At 45.4% G+C, this 18709-nt stretch carries 16 protein-coding genes, 1 riboswitch and 1 other annotated feature; of the genes, 12 read left to right on the plus strand and 4 right to left on the minus strand.

Annotated features, from left to right (window positions below):
* Nucleotides 1–105 precede the first annotated feature (105 nt).
* Nucleotides 106–1362, plus strand: coding sequence for an EAL and HDOD domain-containing protein (locus tag KNP98_RS01715; RefSeq protein WP_088837664.1), 1257 nt, complete (start codon nt 106–108; stop codon nt 1360–1362).
* Between the two features lie 67 nt (nt 1363–1429).
* On the opposite strand, the gene pckA is transcribed toward KNP98_RS01715, so the two are convergent.
* On the minus strand, nt 1430–2998 hold the full coding sequence (gene pckA / locus KNP98_RS01720; protein ID WP_214768776.1) for a phosphoenolpyruvate carboxykinase (ATP): 1569 nt from the start codon (nt 2996–2998) through the stop codon (nt 1430–1432).
* 232 nt (nt 2999–3230) lie between these two features.
* A riboswitch (SAM riboswitch) is annotated at nt 3231–3357 on the plus strand.
* A 128-nt stretch (nt 3358–3485) separates the two neighbouring features.
* Here pckA and metK point away from each other — a divergent pair.
* From metK to KNP98_RS01735, 3 genes are all read left to right on the plus strand, one after another.
* Nucleotides 3486–4694, plus strand: a complete 1209-nt coding sequence (gene metK, locus KNP98_RS01725) for a methionine adenosyltransferase (protein ID WP_088837662.1) — start codon at nt 3486–3488, stop codon at nt 4692–4694.
* A 141-nt stretch (nt 4695–4835) separates the two neighbouring features.
* Nucleotides 4836–5324: a GNAT family N-acetyltransferase gene (locus KNP98_RS01730; RefSeq protein WP_088837661.1), complete on the plus strand. Its 489-nt coding sequence runs from the start codon at nt 4836–4838 to the stop codon at nt 5322–5324.
* 77 nt (nt 5325–5401) lie between these two features.
* Entirely contained in the window at nt 5402–6106 is a 705-nt protein-coding gene (locus tag KNP98_RS01735; protein ID WP_088837660.1) for an alpha/beta fold hydrolase, read from the plus strand.
* Between the two features lie 38 nt (nt 6107–6144).
* On the opposite strand, the gene mnmM is transcribed toward KNP98_RS01735, so the two are convergent.
* Nucleotides 6145–6780: a tRNA 5-(aminomethyl)-2-thiouridylate-methyltransferase MnmM gene (mnmM, locus tag KNP98_RS01740; RefSeq protein WP_157898525.1), complete on the minus strand. Its 636-nt coding sequence runs from the start codon at nt 6778–6780 to the stop codon at nt 6145–6147.
* Nucleotides 6781–6906: 126 nt separating this feature from the next.
* On the opposite strand from mnmM, the gene KNP98_RS01745 reads away from it, so the two are divergent.
* From KNP98_RS01745 to KNP98_RS01770, 6 genes are all read left to right on the plus strand, one after another.
* Nucleotides 6907–8082 (plus strand): MDR family MFS transporter, encoded by a 1176-nt coding sequence (locus tag KNP98_RS01745; protein ID WP_088837658.1) that lies wholly within the window; start codon nt 6907–6909, stop codon nt 8080–8082.
* A gap of 174 nt (nt 8083–8256) precedes the next feature.
* Nucleotides 8257–8526 carry a hypothetical protein gene (locus KNP98_RS01750; RefSeq protein WP_088837657.1) on the plus strand — a complete coding sequence of 90 codons (270 nt, stop codon included), beginning with the start codon at nt 8257–8259 and terminating at the stop codon, nt 8524–8526.
* 33 nt (nt 8527–8559) lie between these two features.
* Nucleotides 8560–9288 carry a peptidoglycan bridge formation glycyltransferase FemA/FemB family protein gene (locus KNP98_RS01755; RefSeq protein WP_088837656.1) on the plus strand — a complete coding sequence of 243 codons (729 nt, stop codon included), beginning with the start codon at nt 8560–8562 and terminating at the stop codon, nt 9286–9288.
* 61 nt (nt 9289–9349) lie between these two features.
* Nucleotides 9350–9994, plus strand: a complete 645-nt coding sequence (locus KNP98_RS01760) for an HAD family hydrolase (protein WP_088837655.1) — start codon at nt 9350–9352, stop codon at nt 9992–9994.
* 39 nt (nt 9995–10033) lie between these two features.
* Nucleotides 10034–10256: a binding site (T-box leader), on the plus strand.
* A 46-nt stretch (nt 10257–10302) separates the two neighbouring features.
* The gene (leuS, locus tag KNP98_RS01765; RefSeq protein WP_214767963.1) at nt 10303–12708 is read left to right on the plus strand and encodes a leucine--tRNA ligase; all 2406 of its coding nucleotides are present in this window, start codon (nt 10303–10305) and stop codon (nt 12706–12708) included.
* Nucleotides 12709–12840: 132 nt separating this feature from the next.
* Nucleotides 12841–13821 (plus strand): hypothetical protein, encoded by a 981-nt coding sequence (locus tag KNP98_RS01770; protein WP_214767961.1) that lies wholly within the window; start codon nt 12841–12843, stop codon nt 13819–13821.
* Nucleotides 13822–13882: 61 nt separating this feature from the next.
* Here KNP98_RS01770 and KNP98_RS01775 read toward each other — a convergent pair whose 3' ends face one another.
* A complete protein-coding gene (locus tag KNP98_RS01775) occupies nt 13883–15148 on the minus strand; it encodes a BaiN/RdsA family NAD(P)/FAD-dependent oxidoreductase (RefSeq protein ID WP_214810599.1) in 1266 nt (421 codons plus the stop codon).
* Between the two features lie 379 nt (nt 15149–15527).
* Between KNP98_RS01775 and KNP98_RS01780 the strand changes: the two genes are divergently transcribed.
* On the plus strand, nt 15528–17192 hold the full coding sequence (locus KNP98_RS01780) for a putative polysaccharide biosynthesis protein (RefSeq protein WP_088837651.1): 1665 nt from the start codon (nt 15528–15530) through the stop codon (nt 17190–17192).
* On the plus strand, nt 17179–17898 hold the full coding sequence (locus KNP98_RS01785; protein ID WP_029331204.1) for a pseudouridine synthase: 720 nt from the start codon (nt 17179–17181) through the stop codon (nt 17896–17898). Before KNP98_RS01780 ends, KNP98_RS01785 begins: the two co-directional genes overlap by 14 nt.
* A 74-nt stretch (nt 17899–17972) precedes the next feature.
* Here the strand turns inward: KNP98_RS01785 and KNP98_RS01790 are convergent, their stop codons facing one another.
* Nucleotides 17973–18605, minus strand: a complete 633-nt coding sequence (locus KNP98_RS01790) for an SDR family oxidoreductase (RefSeq protein ID WP_088837650.1) — start codon at nt 18603–18605, stop codon at nt 17973–17975.
* Nucleotides 18606–18709 lie beyond the last annotated feature (104 nt).

The raw sequence follows: 18709 nt of genomic DNA on the forward strand, positions 1-18709 counted from the left end.
ACATTGATATGTTTTAAAAAAGCATTTTTTAAACAAAAAACAATATTTGGTATACTAGAAAATATGAAGTGAACAATAGGGTGGAAGACAAAAGGGGAGAACGGGATGGAAATCTTGCTGGCACGACAACCAATCGTGAATCGATCCGGTGCCATCGATGCATTTGAATTATTATATCGTTCAGTGGAAGCGCCTGCTATTTTTGATGGTGAATTAGCGACGATGGACGTGTTGACGAATACGCTCGTCCATTTAGGTGTCGATCGAGTGGCAGAAGGAAAACGTTTATTCATCAATTTCACCGGTGATTTATTACAAGGTGAGCTGATTGATCACTTAGATCCGGAACGATTTGTCATCGAGGTGCTTGAGACCGTCGTCATCGATTCACATATGCTGTCGGTTTTGAAAAAATGGAAAGAGGCTGGATTTCAATTGGCCTTGGATGATTTCGTGACGGATTTATTACGAAATCATGGTCCAGAGTTGTTTGATTTAATTGATTTAATAAAAATTGATATCGAAGCAATCAACCCACGTGAACAAAGTGCGATTTTACATATCGTTAAACGAAACTATCCGCATATCCGTTTGTTGGCAGAGCGTGTCGAAACGCATGAAGATCATCTTCGTAGTTTGAGCATGGGGTACGACTGGTTCCAAGGCTATTTTTATGCAAAACCGATGTTGATGAAAGGGAAGGCTGTTCCGCCACAATTGCCTGTATTGTTAAAGATGTTGAAGTGGCTCGAATCAGATGAGTATTATGACCAAGTCGTCGATGAAATCGAAGGAAATCCATACATTAGTGTGCAAGTCCTCCAGCTCATCAATTCTCCCGGGATTGGTCTTCGAAATACCGTCGAATCCGTTCGTCAAGCGATTTCACTACTCGGGTTTTCACAACTTAAAAGTTGGATTTCGTTAATCGTTTTACGAGAGATGCGACTTGCGAGTCCGTACAAGTGGTCAGACGAGTTGTTGCGTTCTTCACTGCATTGTGCCAAGTTATGCGAGTTATTTGCACTTGAAACAAAGACGTTACGTCCGGAAAGTGCCTACATGATTGGCTTACTCTCGCATATCGATGCATTACTGTCAGTCGATATTGATGAAATCATTGATCAATTACCAATCGAGTCGACGTTGAAAATCGTGTTACAAGGAAAAGATCATCCGTTTCGTGATTGTTTATTGCTCGCGATTAGTGCCGACCGTGGTGAATTTGAACAGTTTGAAAAACTAACCCATCGTTTTGGTATTTCAAAACAGCGTGCCTATGCACTATTAAAAGAGAGTCAAGATTGGTTGACTAAAAAAGAACTTCATCTGCAACCGGATGAAGAAGATTCAATCGTCTGATGGATGTTAAAAGGCACCAGCTCACTGAACATACAGTGTCTGGTGCCTTTTAACTATCTTAGTTTAATTAAACACGTGGCCCTGCTGATTTGATTTCAGTAGTTGCACTGTCGAACCGTGTGAAATTTTGTTTGAATTTAGTCGCCAAAGCCCGTGCTTGTTGTTCATACGCATCAGCATCCGACCAAACTTTGACAGGGTTGAGTAAGTCGCTTGGGACACCAGGGACTTCGAGCGGCATGTGTAGCCCGAAAATCGGATGCTCTTCCGTCGGGATATCAGCGAGTGTGCCGTTGACAGCTGCATTGACCATCGTCCGTGTATATGCAAGCTTCATCCGACTTCCCGTCCCATATGCGCCACCCGTCCAGCCTGTATTGACGAGGTAAACCGTGACACCGTGCCGGTCGATGAGCTCACCGAGCATCGTTGCATATTTTTCAGGAATGAGCGGTAAGAAGGGTGAACCGAAGCATGTCGAGAATGTCGCTTCCGGTTCTGTTACGCCACGCTCTGTCCCGGCTAACTTCGATGTATACCCGGATAAGAAGTGATACATCGCTTGCTCCTTCGTCAACTTACTGATTGGCGGCAGGACGCCGTAAGCATCAGCTGTTAAAAAGACAATCGTTTTCGGATGTCCGGCGCGTGATGGTACTGCAATATTATCAATCGCTGTAATCGGATAAGCGGCCCGTGTGTTTTCCGTTTTTGACGTATCATCATAGTCAGGAATTCGTGCATCATCGAGGACGACGTTTTCGAGAACAGTGCCAAAACGAATCGCATCAAAGATTTGTGGTTCTTTTTCGCGCGATAGGTTGACCGTTTTTGCGTAACAGCCACCTTCGATATTGAAGACGCCGTCGTTGGACCACCCGTGCTCATCGTCACCAATCAATTGACGACTGTCGTCAGCAGACAGTGTGGTCTTACCAGTACCGGATAATCCGAAGAATAAAGCGACGTCACCCTCATGACCGACGTTAGCCGAGCAATGCATCGATAAGACGTCTCGTTGAGGTAAAAGGTAGTTCATGACAGAGAAAATCGATTTTTTGATTTCGCCCGCATATTCTGTTCCACCGATTAAGACAATCCGATGTTCGAATGACATGGCGATGAACGTTTCGGAATTCGTTCCATCGACTTTCGGATCTGCTTTGAAGTGAGGCGCATAAATAACCGTGAAAGGCTCAAAAGCAGCTTCTGTCGGATATTCACGCAAAAATAGTTGTTTTGCAAACAAATTATGCCAAGCATATTGTGTCACGATCCGAACCGGAAGGGTAAAATGAGTGTCTGCACCAGCAGCAGCTTCTGTGTAGTAGAGCTGATCTGCTTCATTCATGTAGCGAAGAACTTTTTGTAAAAGTTGCTCGAAGTTGTCTGCTTCCATCGGTTGATTGACATGGCCCCAATCGATATGTGACTCGCATGACTGATCGCGAACAATGAACTTGTCTTTAGGTGAACGACCTGTAAATTTCCCCGTTTCTACAGACAGAGCGCCATTTTCAGCAAGAACCCCTTCTTCGTTACGAATTGCATGTTCGACTAGCTCAGCAACAGATAGTTGTTTGAACACATGCTCCTTCTTGAGTAGCTCTTCGATATTCAGGACCGTCATCGGCATCCTGACCCCACCTTTCCCCTACGTTGGTTTAGCTCTGGCATTTAGTATGACACATTTATTATATATGACATACTAAAGGATGAGCAATCCTTTTTTAGCGCTGATTTCTATTTATTTGGAAACGCTTTCAGCATTAACAGTTTAACATCTCTTCGGGAAAGTTTCGACTAGAAATTAAAACGTAGCTTGACAGAGTGGTCACAACTTTATATCATGTAATTCGTAACGGATACTCTTATTCTGAGCAGGTGGAGGGAACAAGGCCCGAAGAAACCCGGCAACCGTCCTACATTAAGAATTCTATTAATGAAGGAAAAGGTGCTCTCCTGAAGCGAAGTAAACACTTCGAACGATAAGAGGGTAAAGGAAGAACGCACAACCTTTCCCTGACCATTTTTTGGACATGGAGAGGTTTTTTTCATTTTACCGTCCCACTCAACTAGGGGAAATGAGTACACCGTCAAATTCTTTTTTGGGAGGGTCAAACATGACAAACCTTAATCGCCGACTATTTACGTCGGAGTCAGTTACTGAAGGTCACCCGGATAAAATCTGTGACCAAATCTCGGATTCTATCTTAGATGCAATCCTCGCAGCCGATCCGAATGCTCGTGTCGCTGCTGAAACATCTGTCACGACAGGACTTGTCCTCGTCGCAGGTGAAATCACGACATCGACTTATGTCGATATCCCGAAAGTCGTTCGCGAAACAATTCGTGAGATTGGCTATACACGCGCTAAATATGGTTTCGATGCAGACACTTGTGCTGTATTGACTTCAATCGATGAGCAATCAGCAGATATCGCTCTCGGTGTTGACCAAGCGCTTGAAGCACGCGAAGGTAACATGTCAGATGAAGAAATCGATGCAATCGGTGCAGGGGACCAAGGTCTCATGTTCGGTTATGCAACGAAAGAAACGCCTGAATTGATGCCACTTCCGATCTCACTTTCACACAAACTTGCTCGTCGTCTCGCAGAAGTCCGTAAAACTGGACAACTTGACTACCTCCGTCCGGATGGTAAGACGCAAGTAACTGTAGAATACAATGAGAACAACGAACCGGTTCGTGTCGATACAATCGTCATCTCAACACAACATGCAGAAGAAGTGACGCTTGAGCAAATCCAAGCAGACCTGAAAGAGCATGTCATCGCACCTGTGATTCCATCAGAATACATCGATGCGGAAACAAAGTTCTTCATTAACCCGACAGGTCGCTTCGTCATCGGTGGACCACAAGGTGATGCAGGATTAACTGGACGTAAAATCATCGTTGATACGTATGGTGGCTATGCACGTCATGGCGGCGGCGCATTCTCTGGTAAAGATCCAACAAAAGTTGACCGTTCTGCAGCATATGCAGCACGTTACGTCGCGAAAAACCTCGTAGCTTCTGGTCTTGCAGATAAAGCAGAAGTTCAACTTGCGTATGCGATTGGTGTCGCGCACCCAGTATCGATTGCAGTTGATACGTTTGGAACAGGTAAACTTCCAGAAGCACAACTCGTCGAACTCGTTGCCGAAAATTTCGATCTTCGCCCAGCAGGGATCATCAAGATGCTTGATCTTCGCCGTCCGATTTATCGTCAGACAGCAGCTTATGGTCATTTCGGTCGTACAGATATCGAATTACCATGGGAGCAAACAGATAAAGCAGCAATTCTTGAAGAACAAGCGAAACGATTCGCTTAATTTTCAGTTCAGAAGCAGACTCGCATGAGTTTGTTTCTGAACTTTTTTTGTTTGTCTCGAACTTTGCAGGGAAACGAATGATTTTTCTAGAAAAGGGTAAAAGAACATGTACCGGTAAACGGAAAAAAGGGGGAGTCCGATATGGAGATACGCGAAGCAATTCCTACTGATGCGGCACGCATTCATGATATTGCCATTACCTCTTGGATGGATACGTATGAAGAGATTTACTCGGAAAGCTCGAAAGCCCATTTCGTACAAGAGGCGTATCCGCAAGAAGAAGTCGTTCGAGCAATTCGGACGGCGGAGGAAGCGCGGGGAGAATATTTCAATGTCGCCATTATCGAGGAAGAAATCGTCGGTTTCATCCATGCAATCGATGTGGACGGCACGTGGGAAATCGTTCGCTTGTACGTACTACCGAAATATCAACAAAATGGGATTGGGCGAAAGTTGATTCGTGAACTTGAACACCAAGGTGCTTCCCCAATTGAAGTCTACGTTGAATCAAGAAATTATAAAGCGCGCCAGTTTCTAGTCTCTTTCGGTTTTAAAGAAGAAAGTGAAACGACTGAAGAAATTTTCGGTCAAGTGGAACCTGTGACACGCTTAAAGCGTATATATGAATGAAAATCCAACTTAAGATGGTTTTGACATCAAGATGTAAACGTTATAATACAGAGATACTTGTATGAAGAGGTGAGTTTGTGGAAGATCAAGCAACAGGAATTATCGTACTTGTCTATCCCCTTCAACTGCGAGCGACGCCGAGCGATGCGTTAATTCGAGTCCTTGAAAAGGATTATGAAGTGTTACGTGTAGATGCTCCGCGCCGGATATCGCTTGAGGAACATCAACAACTGCTGAAGGATGCTTTACGAGAAGCCGGAAAACGAAAGTTACCGATTCACATCATAGCCTGCAGCATGGGCGCACTCGTCGTCAACCGGCTACTGCAGGAATATGAATTGCCGATTGCGAGTTTGTCATATATTTCGCCACTATTTGATTGGCATAATTCAAAACAACTCGGTGGCGTCAAACAAGTATTTGCAAGTGCATTCGATCGTTTTCGACCGGATGCGCCACTCGGGATGTTGCCGTTTGGTCAAAATAGTGAAGATACGGCACGTCTCGGAGAGTTGACATATGCACAGTACCGGGAGATTGAAGAAGAAATCGTCTTACATGATGAAGAGCGGAAGAAACTACCACGAGTCAACCTCGCTTGTTTTTATGCACCGGACGATCAATTCGCGGACGTAAAATATACGTTAGAGATTTGCCGGAAAATGGGTGGCGATCAAATCTATCTTCAACGGCTCCATGGATTTCCGCATTTCAGCTTTGAACGTCTCAATACGCGGTTCGCTGAAAAATTATTGCTTTTTTTGAAGATGGTTGAGGAATGACAAAAAAGACGCTGTCGTGCTGACAGCGTCTTTTACTATTAATCGAGTGTTTGCTTTTTTAATTTTTTTTCGATGGCGATGATGAAAGGTGGATTGTTTTGTTGATTGAGAAAACGATACTGTAAGACGGCGTAGTCTTGCTGCGAAAGACTTTCGACATAATCGAGAACAGCATCCCGTTCACGTCTTCCTTCTACATGTCCATGATAGATGACGAGGACGATTAAACCGCCGGGTACGAGGACAGGTAACAAAGCACCTAGCGCTTCTAACGTATCTTCACCGGTCGTCGTGACGGACTTGTCACTTCCTGGTAAATAACCAAGATTGAAAACGCCCGCTCGAATCGGACGGGCTTCATTAACGAGGCGTGCGCCAACATGAATATGACTTTCGTGGTAGAGATCGACCCACTCTTTGACGTGAGCGGTTTCTAGACGACGTTTCGTTTCTTCAATCGCTTGTTCTTGTACATCGAAGGCGATGACACGACCGTCTGGTCCGACTTGTTCCGCAAGAAACAAGGTATCGTGACCATTTCCGGCAGTCATATCGACGACACAATCTCCTTCGTGGATGACAGATTCTAAGAGTTCTTTGGCGTAAGGTAAGACGCGGGCTAGTGACATGGGTTCAGACTCCTGTTCAAGTAAGATTATTCTTTGTTCGTTCATCACGTATTCTTTTGTTCCTGATTATACCATTATTCCGATGATTCATTCAAAATGAAGTTTCTTGACAGAACACAGAACAATTTCGTAAAGTGGCAAGGGTGAGAACTATATTGGAGGACACCTATTATGCCGAAATTACCTCGTGCGGTCTGGATCCTCGTGTTGGCGATGGCGATCAATACGACAGGAGCCTCTTTTTTATGGCCGTTTAATACATTATATATTCATGAATACTTAGGCGAATCCATGACCAAGGCAGGAATGGCCTTGTTCGTCAACTCTGCGCTCGCAATCGTCGGAAATTACATGGGTGGAAAAGCGTTTGATCGTTTAGGTGGGAAGCGGACGCTCATCATCAGTGTCATCGGACTCGTGATTGCTTCGATTGGTCTGCTGTTGTTCCATCAGACATTCATTGGTTATGTGACGATGCTTGGATTGATCGGTTTCGTCGGGGGGATGGTGTTCCCGACGATTTACGCATTAACCGGTCTGATTTGGCCAAAAGGCGGACGACGTGCCTTTAATGCAATCTATGTAGCACAAAACGTTGGAGTTGCGCTCGGTACGGCAGTCAGTGGTCAAATTGCTGCGATTGATATTCAATTTATCTTCATCGCGAACTTATTGCTCTATGTAGTGTTTGCGATTGTTCTGTTCATAGGTTTGAACTGGATTCAGGCGCCGCAGGTTAAACGACAAAAAGAGTTTACGACGGAAGAAGTCCGTGAGCCGTTATCGAAGGAGTCGGTTCGGACGATGCTCTACGTTTCAGTCGGGTATGCGTTGCTTTGGTTCGTTTACGTACAATGGCAAGGAACGTTTGCCGTCCACACGAAATCACTTGGTGTGACGATTTCCGAGTACTCGATTTTATGGACAATCAATGGAGCATTAATCGTCTTCGCACAACCGCTCTTGACGCCGATTTTAAGATGGTTCGGAGATGATTTAAAACGTCAATTATTGACGGGAACGGGCATCTTCTTATTATCCTATCTCATCGTACCGTTTGCTGAAGGGTTTGAAATGTTTCTTGTTGCGATGGTCATTTTAACGGTTGGAGAGATGTTCATCTGGCCAGCTGTCCCTGCGATGGCGGCACGACTTGCACCGATCGGTAAAGAAGGGGAATTCCAAGGGTACGTCAACATTGCGGCTTCCGCTGGACGGATGATTAGTCCGACGGTCGGTGGATTGATTTACGATTTATCTGGGATGAATGCGGTCTTCTTGACGCTAATCGGATTGATTTTACTTGCAGGTATCGTATTTGTTCGAGCAATTCCTAAAATCAATTAAGATATCTTAGACCAACTGTTTCGAAAAAGAAATAGTTGGTCTTTTTTTGCTGGACGGAATAAAAAGAAATCAAACAGGGTAGTGACTTAAAGAGGTAAAATTTAATTAATTAACCAAATTAAAGAAATTTAATTTTATTTTTATGGTCTGTTTTTTAACAGGAGGTGTACCATAATGGCAAAGTGCGTTTTCATCGACGATCAGGCAACTTGGACAGCACTTATTCGCAATCAGCCGCTAGACATCTTTTACAGTTATGAATACGTTATGTTAAATGCACGAGAAGGGGAACATCCCGGGTTGATTTATTTTCAAGGAGAGGCCGGGAAACTGTTTTATCCTTTCTTAAAACGAGCTATTTTTGATACGGAGTATTGGGATTTGATTACTCCATACGGATATGGCGGTCCTGAAGTGGTGGGTGATTTGACTGAAAAGGAGTGAGCAGAGGCTCGAACTTCCTTTTATGACTGGGCATTGCAGAAAAAGATTGTCACAGAGTTGATCCGATACAATCCGTTGACTGAAAATCAGCGGTTTGCGCACCACTGGACGCAAAAAGAATTTATTCGACATACTACGAGTATCGACTTACGACCATCCGTAGAAGAAATTACACAGACATTTCATAAAAAGACGCGGAGTATGGTTCGGAAATCATTGGCTTCTGACTTAGTTGTCCGACGAGGGACACACGAAGATTTACAATCATTCATTCAGTTGTATTATCAGACGATGGACCGAAAGGATGCCTCGAGCCATTACTACTTTTCTCGAGACTACTTCGAACAGTTATTTGAGTCGACGAGCCTCTGTACGCCGCTCCTCTTGATTGCAGAACTTAACGAGGAAATCATCGGAGGTTACTTCGTTTTACTTGGCCGAGAATTTGCACATGGTCATTTGATTGGCTGTAAGCGGGATGAACATAAGGTCTATCCAAATCAACGGTTAGAATTTGAGGCTATTTTATGTGCGAAAGATGCCGGGTTGGTCGAACAGCATTTAGGTGGCGGGTATAAAGAGCGTGATAGCCTGTTCGAGAGTAAGTGTCGCTATACGGGCTATCGTTTATTTGAATATCATTTAGGAAAAAATGTTCTACTGCCTGCTCAATATGAACAACTGTGCCAGCTCTATGGAGACGGAGAGTTGGAACATTATTTTCCGGGATATCGTTCGCAACCAACACTGATTTCGAAATGATAAAAACGACAGTCCATCACTGTCGTTTTTTTTGTTAAAATCAAAAAAAGGAGTGAATGGGATGCAAACGAGGGGTTTAATCTTCGATATGGATGGTGTCATTTTAGATAGTGAAATTCGCTACTTTGGGGTACATAAAAAAATGTTTCATCAACTCGGGATTCCACTTGATTTAGTTCAATATGCGACCTTCATGGGTAAGACGGGCGACGAGATGTGGCAGGAATTAATTGAACAACATCGCTTACCGCATCAAACGGATGTGTTACTTGCACAGGAACATGACTTATTTCAACAACACGCCAAGCCGGAAGACTGTGGATTAAAGGAAGGGGTTCATGAGTTGATGAGTATCGCTCGAAGCGAAGGTTACGGGATTGCAATTGCATCATCGAGTTCGCTTGAAAAAATTGAACGCGTCATCGCATTTTATGGGTTGACAGTCGACGCCTACACGAGCGGTTTTGAAGTCCCGCGCTCTAAACCGGACCCAGCTATCTTCGAGCTGACAGCAAAACGGATGGGTCTCGCCCCAGAGTCATGTATCGTAATTGAGGACGCGGCGAACGGCATGATGGGGGCGAAAAAAGCTGGGATGGAAGTCATCGCGTTACTCGACGACCGGATGCCGGGGCAGATGTTACATCACGCGGATCATCAGGTTTCAACACATGCTGCGATTGGAGAAATTTTACGGAAACGTTGACGGTTGATTAAGATTCAGATTAAACTAACTAATAGATAGTCAGATGCAACGAACTGAAGTAGTAGTGGAGACATTCCGTTTAGAGAACTGGTGGGTGGTGCAAACCAGTCGGAACTGTCCATGAACTCGTCAGGGAGCATGATTCGTGAACAACGAGTAGCGAATCCGGTCCTTCACACCGTTATCTGTGAGTCAAGCGGTCTGTCATTGACAGACAACGTGGGTGGTACCGCGGAAGCCAAACCGGTCTTTCGTCCCTATTCTTAGGGGCGGAGGACCGGTTTTTTTAATCAGAGGAGGAAGAATAGATGTCGTATAATCATCGTGAGATTGAACCAAAATGGCAAGCGCGCTGGGAACAGGATAACGCGTTCGTAACGACGGAAGACCCAAGTAAGGAAGGCTTTTATGCCCTCGACATGTTTCCTTATCCATCGGGAGCAGGACTGCATGTCGGACACCCGGAAGGATACACGGCAACGGATATCCTCGCACGGATGAAACGGATGCAAGGGTATAACGTCCTTCACCCAATGGGATGGGATGCGTTCGGACTCCCGGCAGAACAGTATGCACTCGATACGGGGAATGACCCGCGTGAGTTCACGGCACAAAATATTGAAACGTTCAAACGTCAGTTGAAAGACCTCGGTTTTTCATATGATTGGGACCGTGAAATCAATACGACGGATCCGAAATACTACAAATGGACACAGTGGATCTTTACACAACTGTACGAAAAAGGACTTGCGTTCGTCGATGAAGTGGCAGTCAACTGGTGCCCGGCACTTGGAACGGTCCTTGCGAATGAAGAAGTCATCGATGGATTGTCTGAACGTGGAAATCATCCCGTCGTCCGTGTCCCGATGCGCCAGTGGGTCCTTAAGATTACGGAATACGCGGACCGTCTCCTCGACGATTTAGATGAACTCGATTGGCCGGAGTCGGTGAAAGAAATGCAGCGGAACTGGATTGGTAAATCGGAAGGTGCGGAAATCGACTTTACGATTGACGGCCACAAAAAACAAGTCACGGTCTTCACGACACGTCCGGATACAGTCTTCGGCGCAACGTACCTCGTCTTAGCACCGGAGCATCCATTCGTCGCGGACATCATGACAGCAGAACATCAGGCAGCAGTCGAACGTTATATCGCGTCTGTTCAGACGAAATCGGATCTTGAACGAACGGATCTTGCAAAAGAGAAGACAGGTGTCTTCACGGGTGCGTTCGCCGTCAACCCGATTTCTGGCGAACGTCTTCCGATCTGGATTGCCGACTATGTTCTTGCGACGTATGGAACAGGTGCCATCATGGCCGTTCCGGCACATGACGAACGCGATCATGAGTTTGCGAAACAGTTTGACCTTCCAATCATCGAAGTCGTAAAAGGCGGAAATGTCGACGAAGCAGCGTATACGGGAGAAGGGGAGCATGTCAATTCACAAATGCTCGACGGTCTCTCGAAGGCGGACGCAATCGAAACCATCATCGCGGAACTCGAAACGAACCAAGTCGGACGGAAGAAAATTACGTATCGTCTGCGTGACTGGCTCTTTAGCCGTCAACGCTATTGGGGCGAGCCGATTCCAGTCGTCCATATGGAAGATGGAACGATGAAGACGCTGGATAAAGAAGAGTTGCCGCTTGAACTTCCGATGATTCCTGAAATCAAACCGTCGGGAACAGGAGAGTCGCCGCTTGCTCTTGCAGAAGAGTGGCTCGACTATACGGATCCTGTGACAGGGATGAAAGGACGCCGCGAAACGAACACGATGCCACAATGGGGCGGTAGCTGCTGGTACTACCTTCGTTTCATCGATCCGCATAATGAAGAGGCACTCGCGGATCCGGAGAAATTAAAATACTGGCTTCCGGTCGATATTTATATCGGTGGGGCAGAACATGCGGTCCTTCACTTACTGTACGCACGTTTCTGGCACAAAGTGTTATACGACATCGGCGTTGTTCCGACGAAAGAGCCATTCCAAAAGCTGTATAACCAAGGGATGATTCTTGGCGAAAACAACGAAAAAATGTCTAAATCACGCGGGAACGTCATCAATCCGGATGAAATCGTCAAATCACACGGAGCAGATACGCTTCGTCTGTACGAAATGTTCATGGGACCACTCGATGCGTCCGTATCTTGGTCGGAAAATGGGCTCGACGGTGCACGTCGCTTCCTTGACCGCGTCTGGCGTTTGTTCGAACGGACTGCAGACATTCAAGATGTCGAGACGGTTGATGCCGACTTTGAACGTGTCTATCACCAGACCGTCAAGAAAGTGACGGAAGACTTCTCGAACATTCAATTCAACACAGGGATTTCGCAGTTGATGGTCTTCGTCAACGAAGCGAACAAACAGCAAGTGTTACCGCGTCACTTCCTTCGTGGATTCATTCAGTTGTTGACACCAGTCGCACCTCACCTCGGGGAAGAGTTATGGGAGCAACTAGGGTTTGAAGAGACATTAACGTATGCGGCATGGCCGACATATGATGAAACGAAACTCGTCAGTGATACGATAGAGTTCGTCATTCAAGTCAACGGAAAAGTCCGTTCAAAATTGACAATCAGTATCGACGCAACAAAAGAAGAAATCGAAGCACTCGCTTTTGCAGATGAAAAAACAAAAGAGTGGATTGGCGACAAGACGGTTCGTAAAGTCATCGTCGTACCGAAAAAGCTCATCAATATCGTAGCAAACTAATACGAATCCCCTTGCCCATGTAGTCATGGAGGAAGGGGATTGTTTTTGAATTCAGTCTCGCGTCCGCTTTTTTTTTAGTGCGCCTTCTGCTACACTGAATCAGAAACCGAGAGAGAAAGGCGATTTGTGTAAATGAAACGATCCTATATAGTCTATACAACGATTTTTGCCGTCGTCTCCGGTCTGATCCTTTGTATTCTACTCGTCTTCTCAAAACCAGAGACGTTAGTGCAAATTCAAGAGACCTTCACAAAAATCGAGACGCAATCAAAACACCAAGCGGCTGTCAAACAAGTGCCGCCAAGCCTTCCTTCTTCGATTCCGAATCCGGAAGAACCATTAATCAAGGATGTTCAACAGATGTTATATGATGATTCGATTGGTTCCTATCTTGTTGTGACGGAAGATTATCATTTCTTTGAAGTCAGTGGGACGGGCGAGCGAATCAATGCTTCCTTCCAATTGAAGAATGATGGCAAACTGTTACTCGCAGGGCTTGACGGAATGGCACTCGTTGATGGTGAAACGGTTGCATTACTGACATCAAATCAAATTCTTGTGACGATTACGCGAAAAGACGGTGCATGGTCGGAAGAAACGCGTGAAAAAATCAAAGGCACGACCATTCGAGATAATTTTCATGGGCTTGGGTACGATGCTGAAGAAAAAGAATTTTACACGATCAATAACATCCGGTCGTTAGGGCGCATCGAATTGACGTATTTTAAAATGAAGCAAGATGAAATTAAAATTGATCCTGATGCGACAGCAAAAGAGAAAAAGAAACTCAAGAAAAAGCAGAAACCTCCGTATTTGACGGTTGTTACGCGAGATCGAATCGATGCTGCAGATGGTATGCGGGCAGATGCAAAAAAAGCATTTGAAGAAAATTTCCGTCCGATTGGACTCGCAGAACGACAAGGGCGCATTTATACGTTGGACTCCGATTCCTTGTATCTTTATTCGATTGATGCGAAGGATAAGACGATCACGGGAGAATCTGCAAGTCCGAAAGTATACGGGGCAGAAGGAATCTTTGTTCAAGACAATGAACTGTTTGCTTTGGTCGAAACAGATAAATTTTCGAGCCGTTCGTTTACCCCGATCGATTGATCAAAAAAATTAAAAAGGTGTTCGTTCGTGAAAAAAATCACGAACGAACACCTTTTTTTAATTACGTCGTTTGATTGAGTAGAGCAGCATTCGTTCCGGCACAGTGTCCTGTTACAAAAGCAGCTGTAATGTTGTAGCCGCCGGTATAACCATGAATGTCTAAAATTTCTCCGGCAAAGAATAGACCGTCTGCTTTTTTCGACATCATCGTTTTTGGATGGATTTCTTTGATTGAGATCCCTCCGCCCGTGACGAAGGCTTTATCAAAATCAAGTGTCCCGGTCGCATGAAGTGGGAAACGTTTTAATGTTGTCAGCAGTTGCGTGAAATCTTGTTTCTTCACTTGCGTACAAACTTCGTCACCAAAACCGATTTGTGTGAAGAGTAATTCAAGCAAACGTTCCGGTACGAATCCCTTTAAGGCGTTTCGGACGGTTTTTTTCGGATTGGCTGCAAGCGCAGCCTGAAAACGTTCCGTCAATGCTCCGATTGATTCTTCTGGGAATAAGTCGACGGATAAATGAACGATTCGTTCGCCGGAGCGTTTGCGTTCCTTGATTGTATATTGGCTGCAACGTAGTGCGATCGGACCGCTCAGCCCGAAATGCGTAAAGAGCAAATCACCCGTGTGTGTTTTAATGGCTTTATCTTTTTTTCCGTGAACCGTCAAAGCGACGTCGCGGAGCGAGAGCCCTTGAAGTGATTTCGCTTGAATAAAAGCATCGTTCAGTAAGATCGGGACTTCGGTCGGGAAAAGTTCGGTAATCGTATGACCAGCTTTTTCAGCCCATGGGTACCCGTCACCGGTCGAACCCGTATGGGGCACGGATTGTCCACCGACTGCAACGACACAACTGTTCGCTTCAAGGCGTGTGCCGTCTTGCATGAGAACGGCTGCAAATGAACCGTCTGTGTGAAACTCGAGCGACGCGACTTCTGCATTCGTTTGAATCTCGGCACCGTGCGCTCGGATTTGATCAATCAAGACACGGACGACGTCAGCTGCTTTATCCGAGACAGGGAACATCCGCCCGTTATCTTCTTCTTTTAACGCCACACCAAACCCTTCGAACAGGTCGATGATCGACTCGTTACTGAATTGTGAAAAGGCGCTGTATAAAAAACGTCCGTTTCCTGGGATCGACTGGACGAGTTCGTCGAGCGGTTTACGATTCGTGACGTTACAACGCCCACCACCGGAAATCGCAAGTTTTCTTCCCAATTTATTTCCTTTATCGAGCAGGAGTGTTTTCGCGCCTGCTTGTAAAGAGGCGAGCGTTGCCATCAAGCCGCTCGGTCCGCCTCCGATTACGATTACATCGTACATGCTGTCACCTCATTGAATAGTTTTCTGCTTGTTCCACTTTAGCAGAAGTTCGGTCTGTAAACAAACCGTCTCTTTCTTTTATGAGAGGGGAGCGGTATAATGATTTGCAATTGTGCATCATAGAACTTGTTAATTGAGACAATATATTATAGGTTGTCAAGCGTTGAACTACCTCCACCTACGCTTCGCTTAGAGGTAGAGGATTCCTGATCTTGGTTGTTTTCAAACTAAGAGTGTCGGACAATTGACGTGTCGGAAGACACGTCTTGCCCGAAGACGATTCATCTCCCACTCACACTAGGACTACGCGCTGAACGTTTAAAAGTGGGAGTATTCTCGTCTAATTTTAATAAAAAAAGAAAGCGTGAGGGAAGTTACCATGGCCACTGTTAACAAAAAGCAATCGACTTCATCCAGTAACTCGGGATTCGTTCGTGGAACGATGCTCTTGTCTGGAGCATCACTGATTTCACGAGCCCTTGGTCTGATTTACCTGTTTCCTTTTCAGTTTATGGTCGGTGCGACCGGCATCATGTTTTATACGTATGCGTATAACTACTATGCAATCATGATCGGGCTGGCGACAGCGGGTATTCCAGTCGCCGTCTCTAAATTCGTCGCTAAATATAATGCACTTGGCGAATACGATACGAGTGAACGTCTGTATCGTTCTGGATTAAAGATCATGTCTTTGACCGGTATCGTTTCGTTCATCGCCTTATTCTTACTTGCCCCCTATCTTGCACATCGGGCAATTCCTGGCGGTGACGTCAATTCGGATTCTTACATCGATGCCGTGACGATGACGATTCGCGGGGTCAGCTTCGCGTTATTACTCATCCCACCGATGAGCATGACGCGCGGATATTTTCAAGGTTACCAATCGATGGGACCCACAGCAATTTCGCAAATTCTTGAACAAATCGTTCGAATTGTGTTTTTACTGGCAGGTGTTAGCATTGCGATTTATATCTTCGATGCGGATGCAGCATGGGCCGCAACGATTGCGACCTTCAGTGCATTCATTGGAGCAATCGGAAGTGTGGCAATCCTCGTTTACTATTTCCGGAAGCGTGCTCCCGGATTACAAGAATTACGTGACAGTCAAACGGTTCAATCACCGGAACGGCCGTTAACAGATCTTTACAAAGAACTTTTGACATATGCGATTCCGATCGTCATGGTCGGGTTATCGACGCCACTTTATCAAGTCATCGATCAAAATACGATGAACGCAGCCTTGCAAAGTATCGGGTATACACTTGAGGCAGCGGGTAACGCGACAGCGTATTTAATTGCCGACAGTCATAAAATCGTCCTGATTCCTGTTTCGGTCGCAACCGGATTGTCGTTGTCGGCAACGCCGTTGTTGACAGCATCATTCACGCAAGGCAACATGAAAAAAGTTAAAAAACAAATTTCACAAATTTATCAATTGGCATTTTTCGTCACGATTCCAGCCGTCGTCGGGATGATTTTATTGAGTCAAGAGACATTCCATGTCCTCTTCCCGAAAGACCAGGAGGCATGGGTGTATCTTTTAAGTTATGCTCCAAGTGCGCTGTTCCTAGCGCTTTACTCTGTAACGGCAGCCGTCTTACAAGGAATCAATCGCCAATACTTTACAATCATTGCGACACTTGCCGGACTAGTGACGAAGTATTTACTAAACGCACCGTTGATTCATTTGACAGGTGACGGAACGGGTGCCGGGTATGCAACGATTCTCGGGTACCTCGTCGCGACAGGGTTAATGTTCTTCCGCATCACCCAAACGGTCGATTTTCCGTTCAGTAGTGTCTTGCGCCGGACATCGTTAATCACGATCATCAGTGCCATCATGGGTATCGGTGTTGCACTCGTGAAATGGGGAATGGTTGCATTCTTGCCAGAAACGACACTTGCGTCGCTCGCGATTTTAATCGTCGGTGCGGGACTTGGCATCGTGATTTTTGCCGGATTAGCCATTTGGACGGGACTGGCAGAAGCAGTATTAGGAAGAAAATTTTCAATGAAACGAGGACGTGGCAATGCGGCTAGATAAATTGTTATCCAATATGGGGGCAGGCTCCCGTAAAGAAGTCAAACAACTCTTAAAATCCGGTGCGATTCAAGTAGATGGTGAGATTGTACTCGACCCGAAACAGCATGTCGATGTCGAGACACAAGATATTCTCATGTATGGTGAACCTGTCGTTTATCAAAAATATATCTACTTGATGATGAACAAACCGCCTGGTGTAATCAGTGCGACGGAAGACAAGCGGGACCAAACAGTGATTGAGTTATTGTTCGAGGACGTGACGTACTTCAAACCATTCCCGGTCGGGCGACTGGATAAAGACACGGAAGGTTTATTACTGTTGACGAACGACGGTTCATTTAATCATGCGTTGATGTCACCGAAAAAACATGTTGCGAAAACGTACTATGCAGAAGTCATCGGTACGTTGACGGAAGAAGACGTGATTGAAGTACAAGAAGGTGTCACGTTGGAGGATGGATATAAAACGAAACCGGGGAAACTCGTAATCTTAGAGGCAACGGATGAGACATCGACTCTGGAACTGACGATTACAGAAGGCAAGTTCCATCAAGTCAAACGGATGATGCTGGCGTTAGGAAAAGAAGTGACGTATTTAAAACGTCTATCGATTGGTGAATTGCCACTTGATTCGACACTCGAACCAGGTGAGTACCGTGAACTGACGCGTGGCGAGTTAGCGCTGTTCGACTGGACACCGGAATAAGTGTCGTGTAAAAAAACGCTCCTGCACTTGGCAGAAGCGTTTTTTTATTTGGATTCCATCAATTGAAGAGCAGATTAAACGTTCCGGAGTGCTTCCGCGATTGGGAAAGGACCGCTTAATACTTCGAATTGACGTGATTGTGTTTTGTGGTCGACTAATGTCACGAGCAGTGTGGCGACATCGGCACGTGGGACTTTACGATCTTCGTACGATTCAAAGTGTTCTTTGATTTCGACTGTACCACTTGCGTCCTCATCACTCAATGGACCAGGGCGGACGATTGTGTAATCAAGTCCACTCGCTCTTAAGTGTTCGTCGGCAGCGGCCTTTGATTCGAGATAAACTTTTAGTTCGCCACGCGGATTATCCGTACCGACAGAGCTGAGCATGATGAAGCGTTCAATTCCGTTTGCTTTTGATGCATCGATGACTTTGATGGCTCCATCTTTATCGACAGCGCGAGTCAATTCGTCCGATGCTCCACCGGCACCTGCTGCGAAAATCGTAACGTCAGCATCTTTAACGACATTCGACATGTCTTCTGTTAAATCACCGATTCGTACTTCAGATGCACCAAGAGCGATTAAATCGTTTATTTGATTTTCTTCTCGGACCACAGCAATCGCTTGATGTTGTCCTTGTTTTGCAATCAATTCAACCATTTTTCGACCTGTTGTTCCGTTTGCTCCAATAATAATGATATTCATTCAAATCATCTCCTTCTCTAGACTAGGTATACCCGTCTGTTAAAAATAAAAACAAAAAAAGACGCGAAGGATTCGCGTCGTAAAAGAAAAATAGTGTTGAAACT

Source organism: Exiguobacterium sp. s127 (assembly GCF_018618695.1).
Classification (GTDB): Bacteria; Bacillota; Bacilli; order Exiguobacteriales; family Exiguobacteriaceae; genus Exiguobacterium_A; species Exiguobacterium_A oxidotolerans.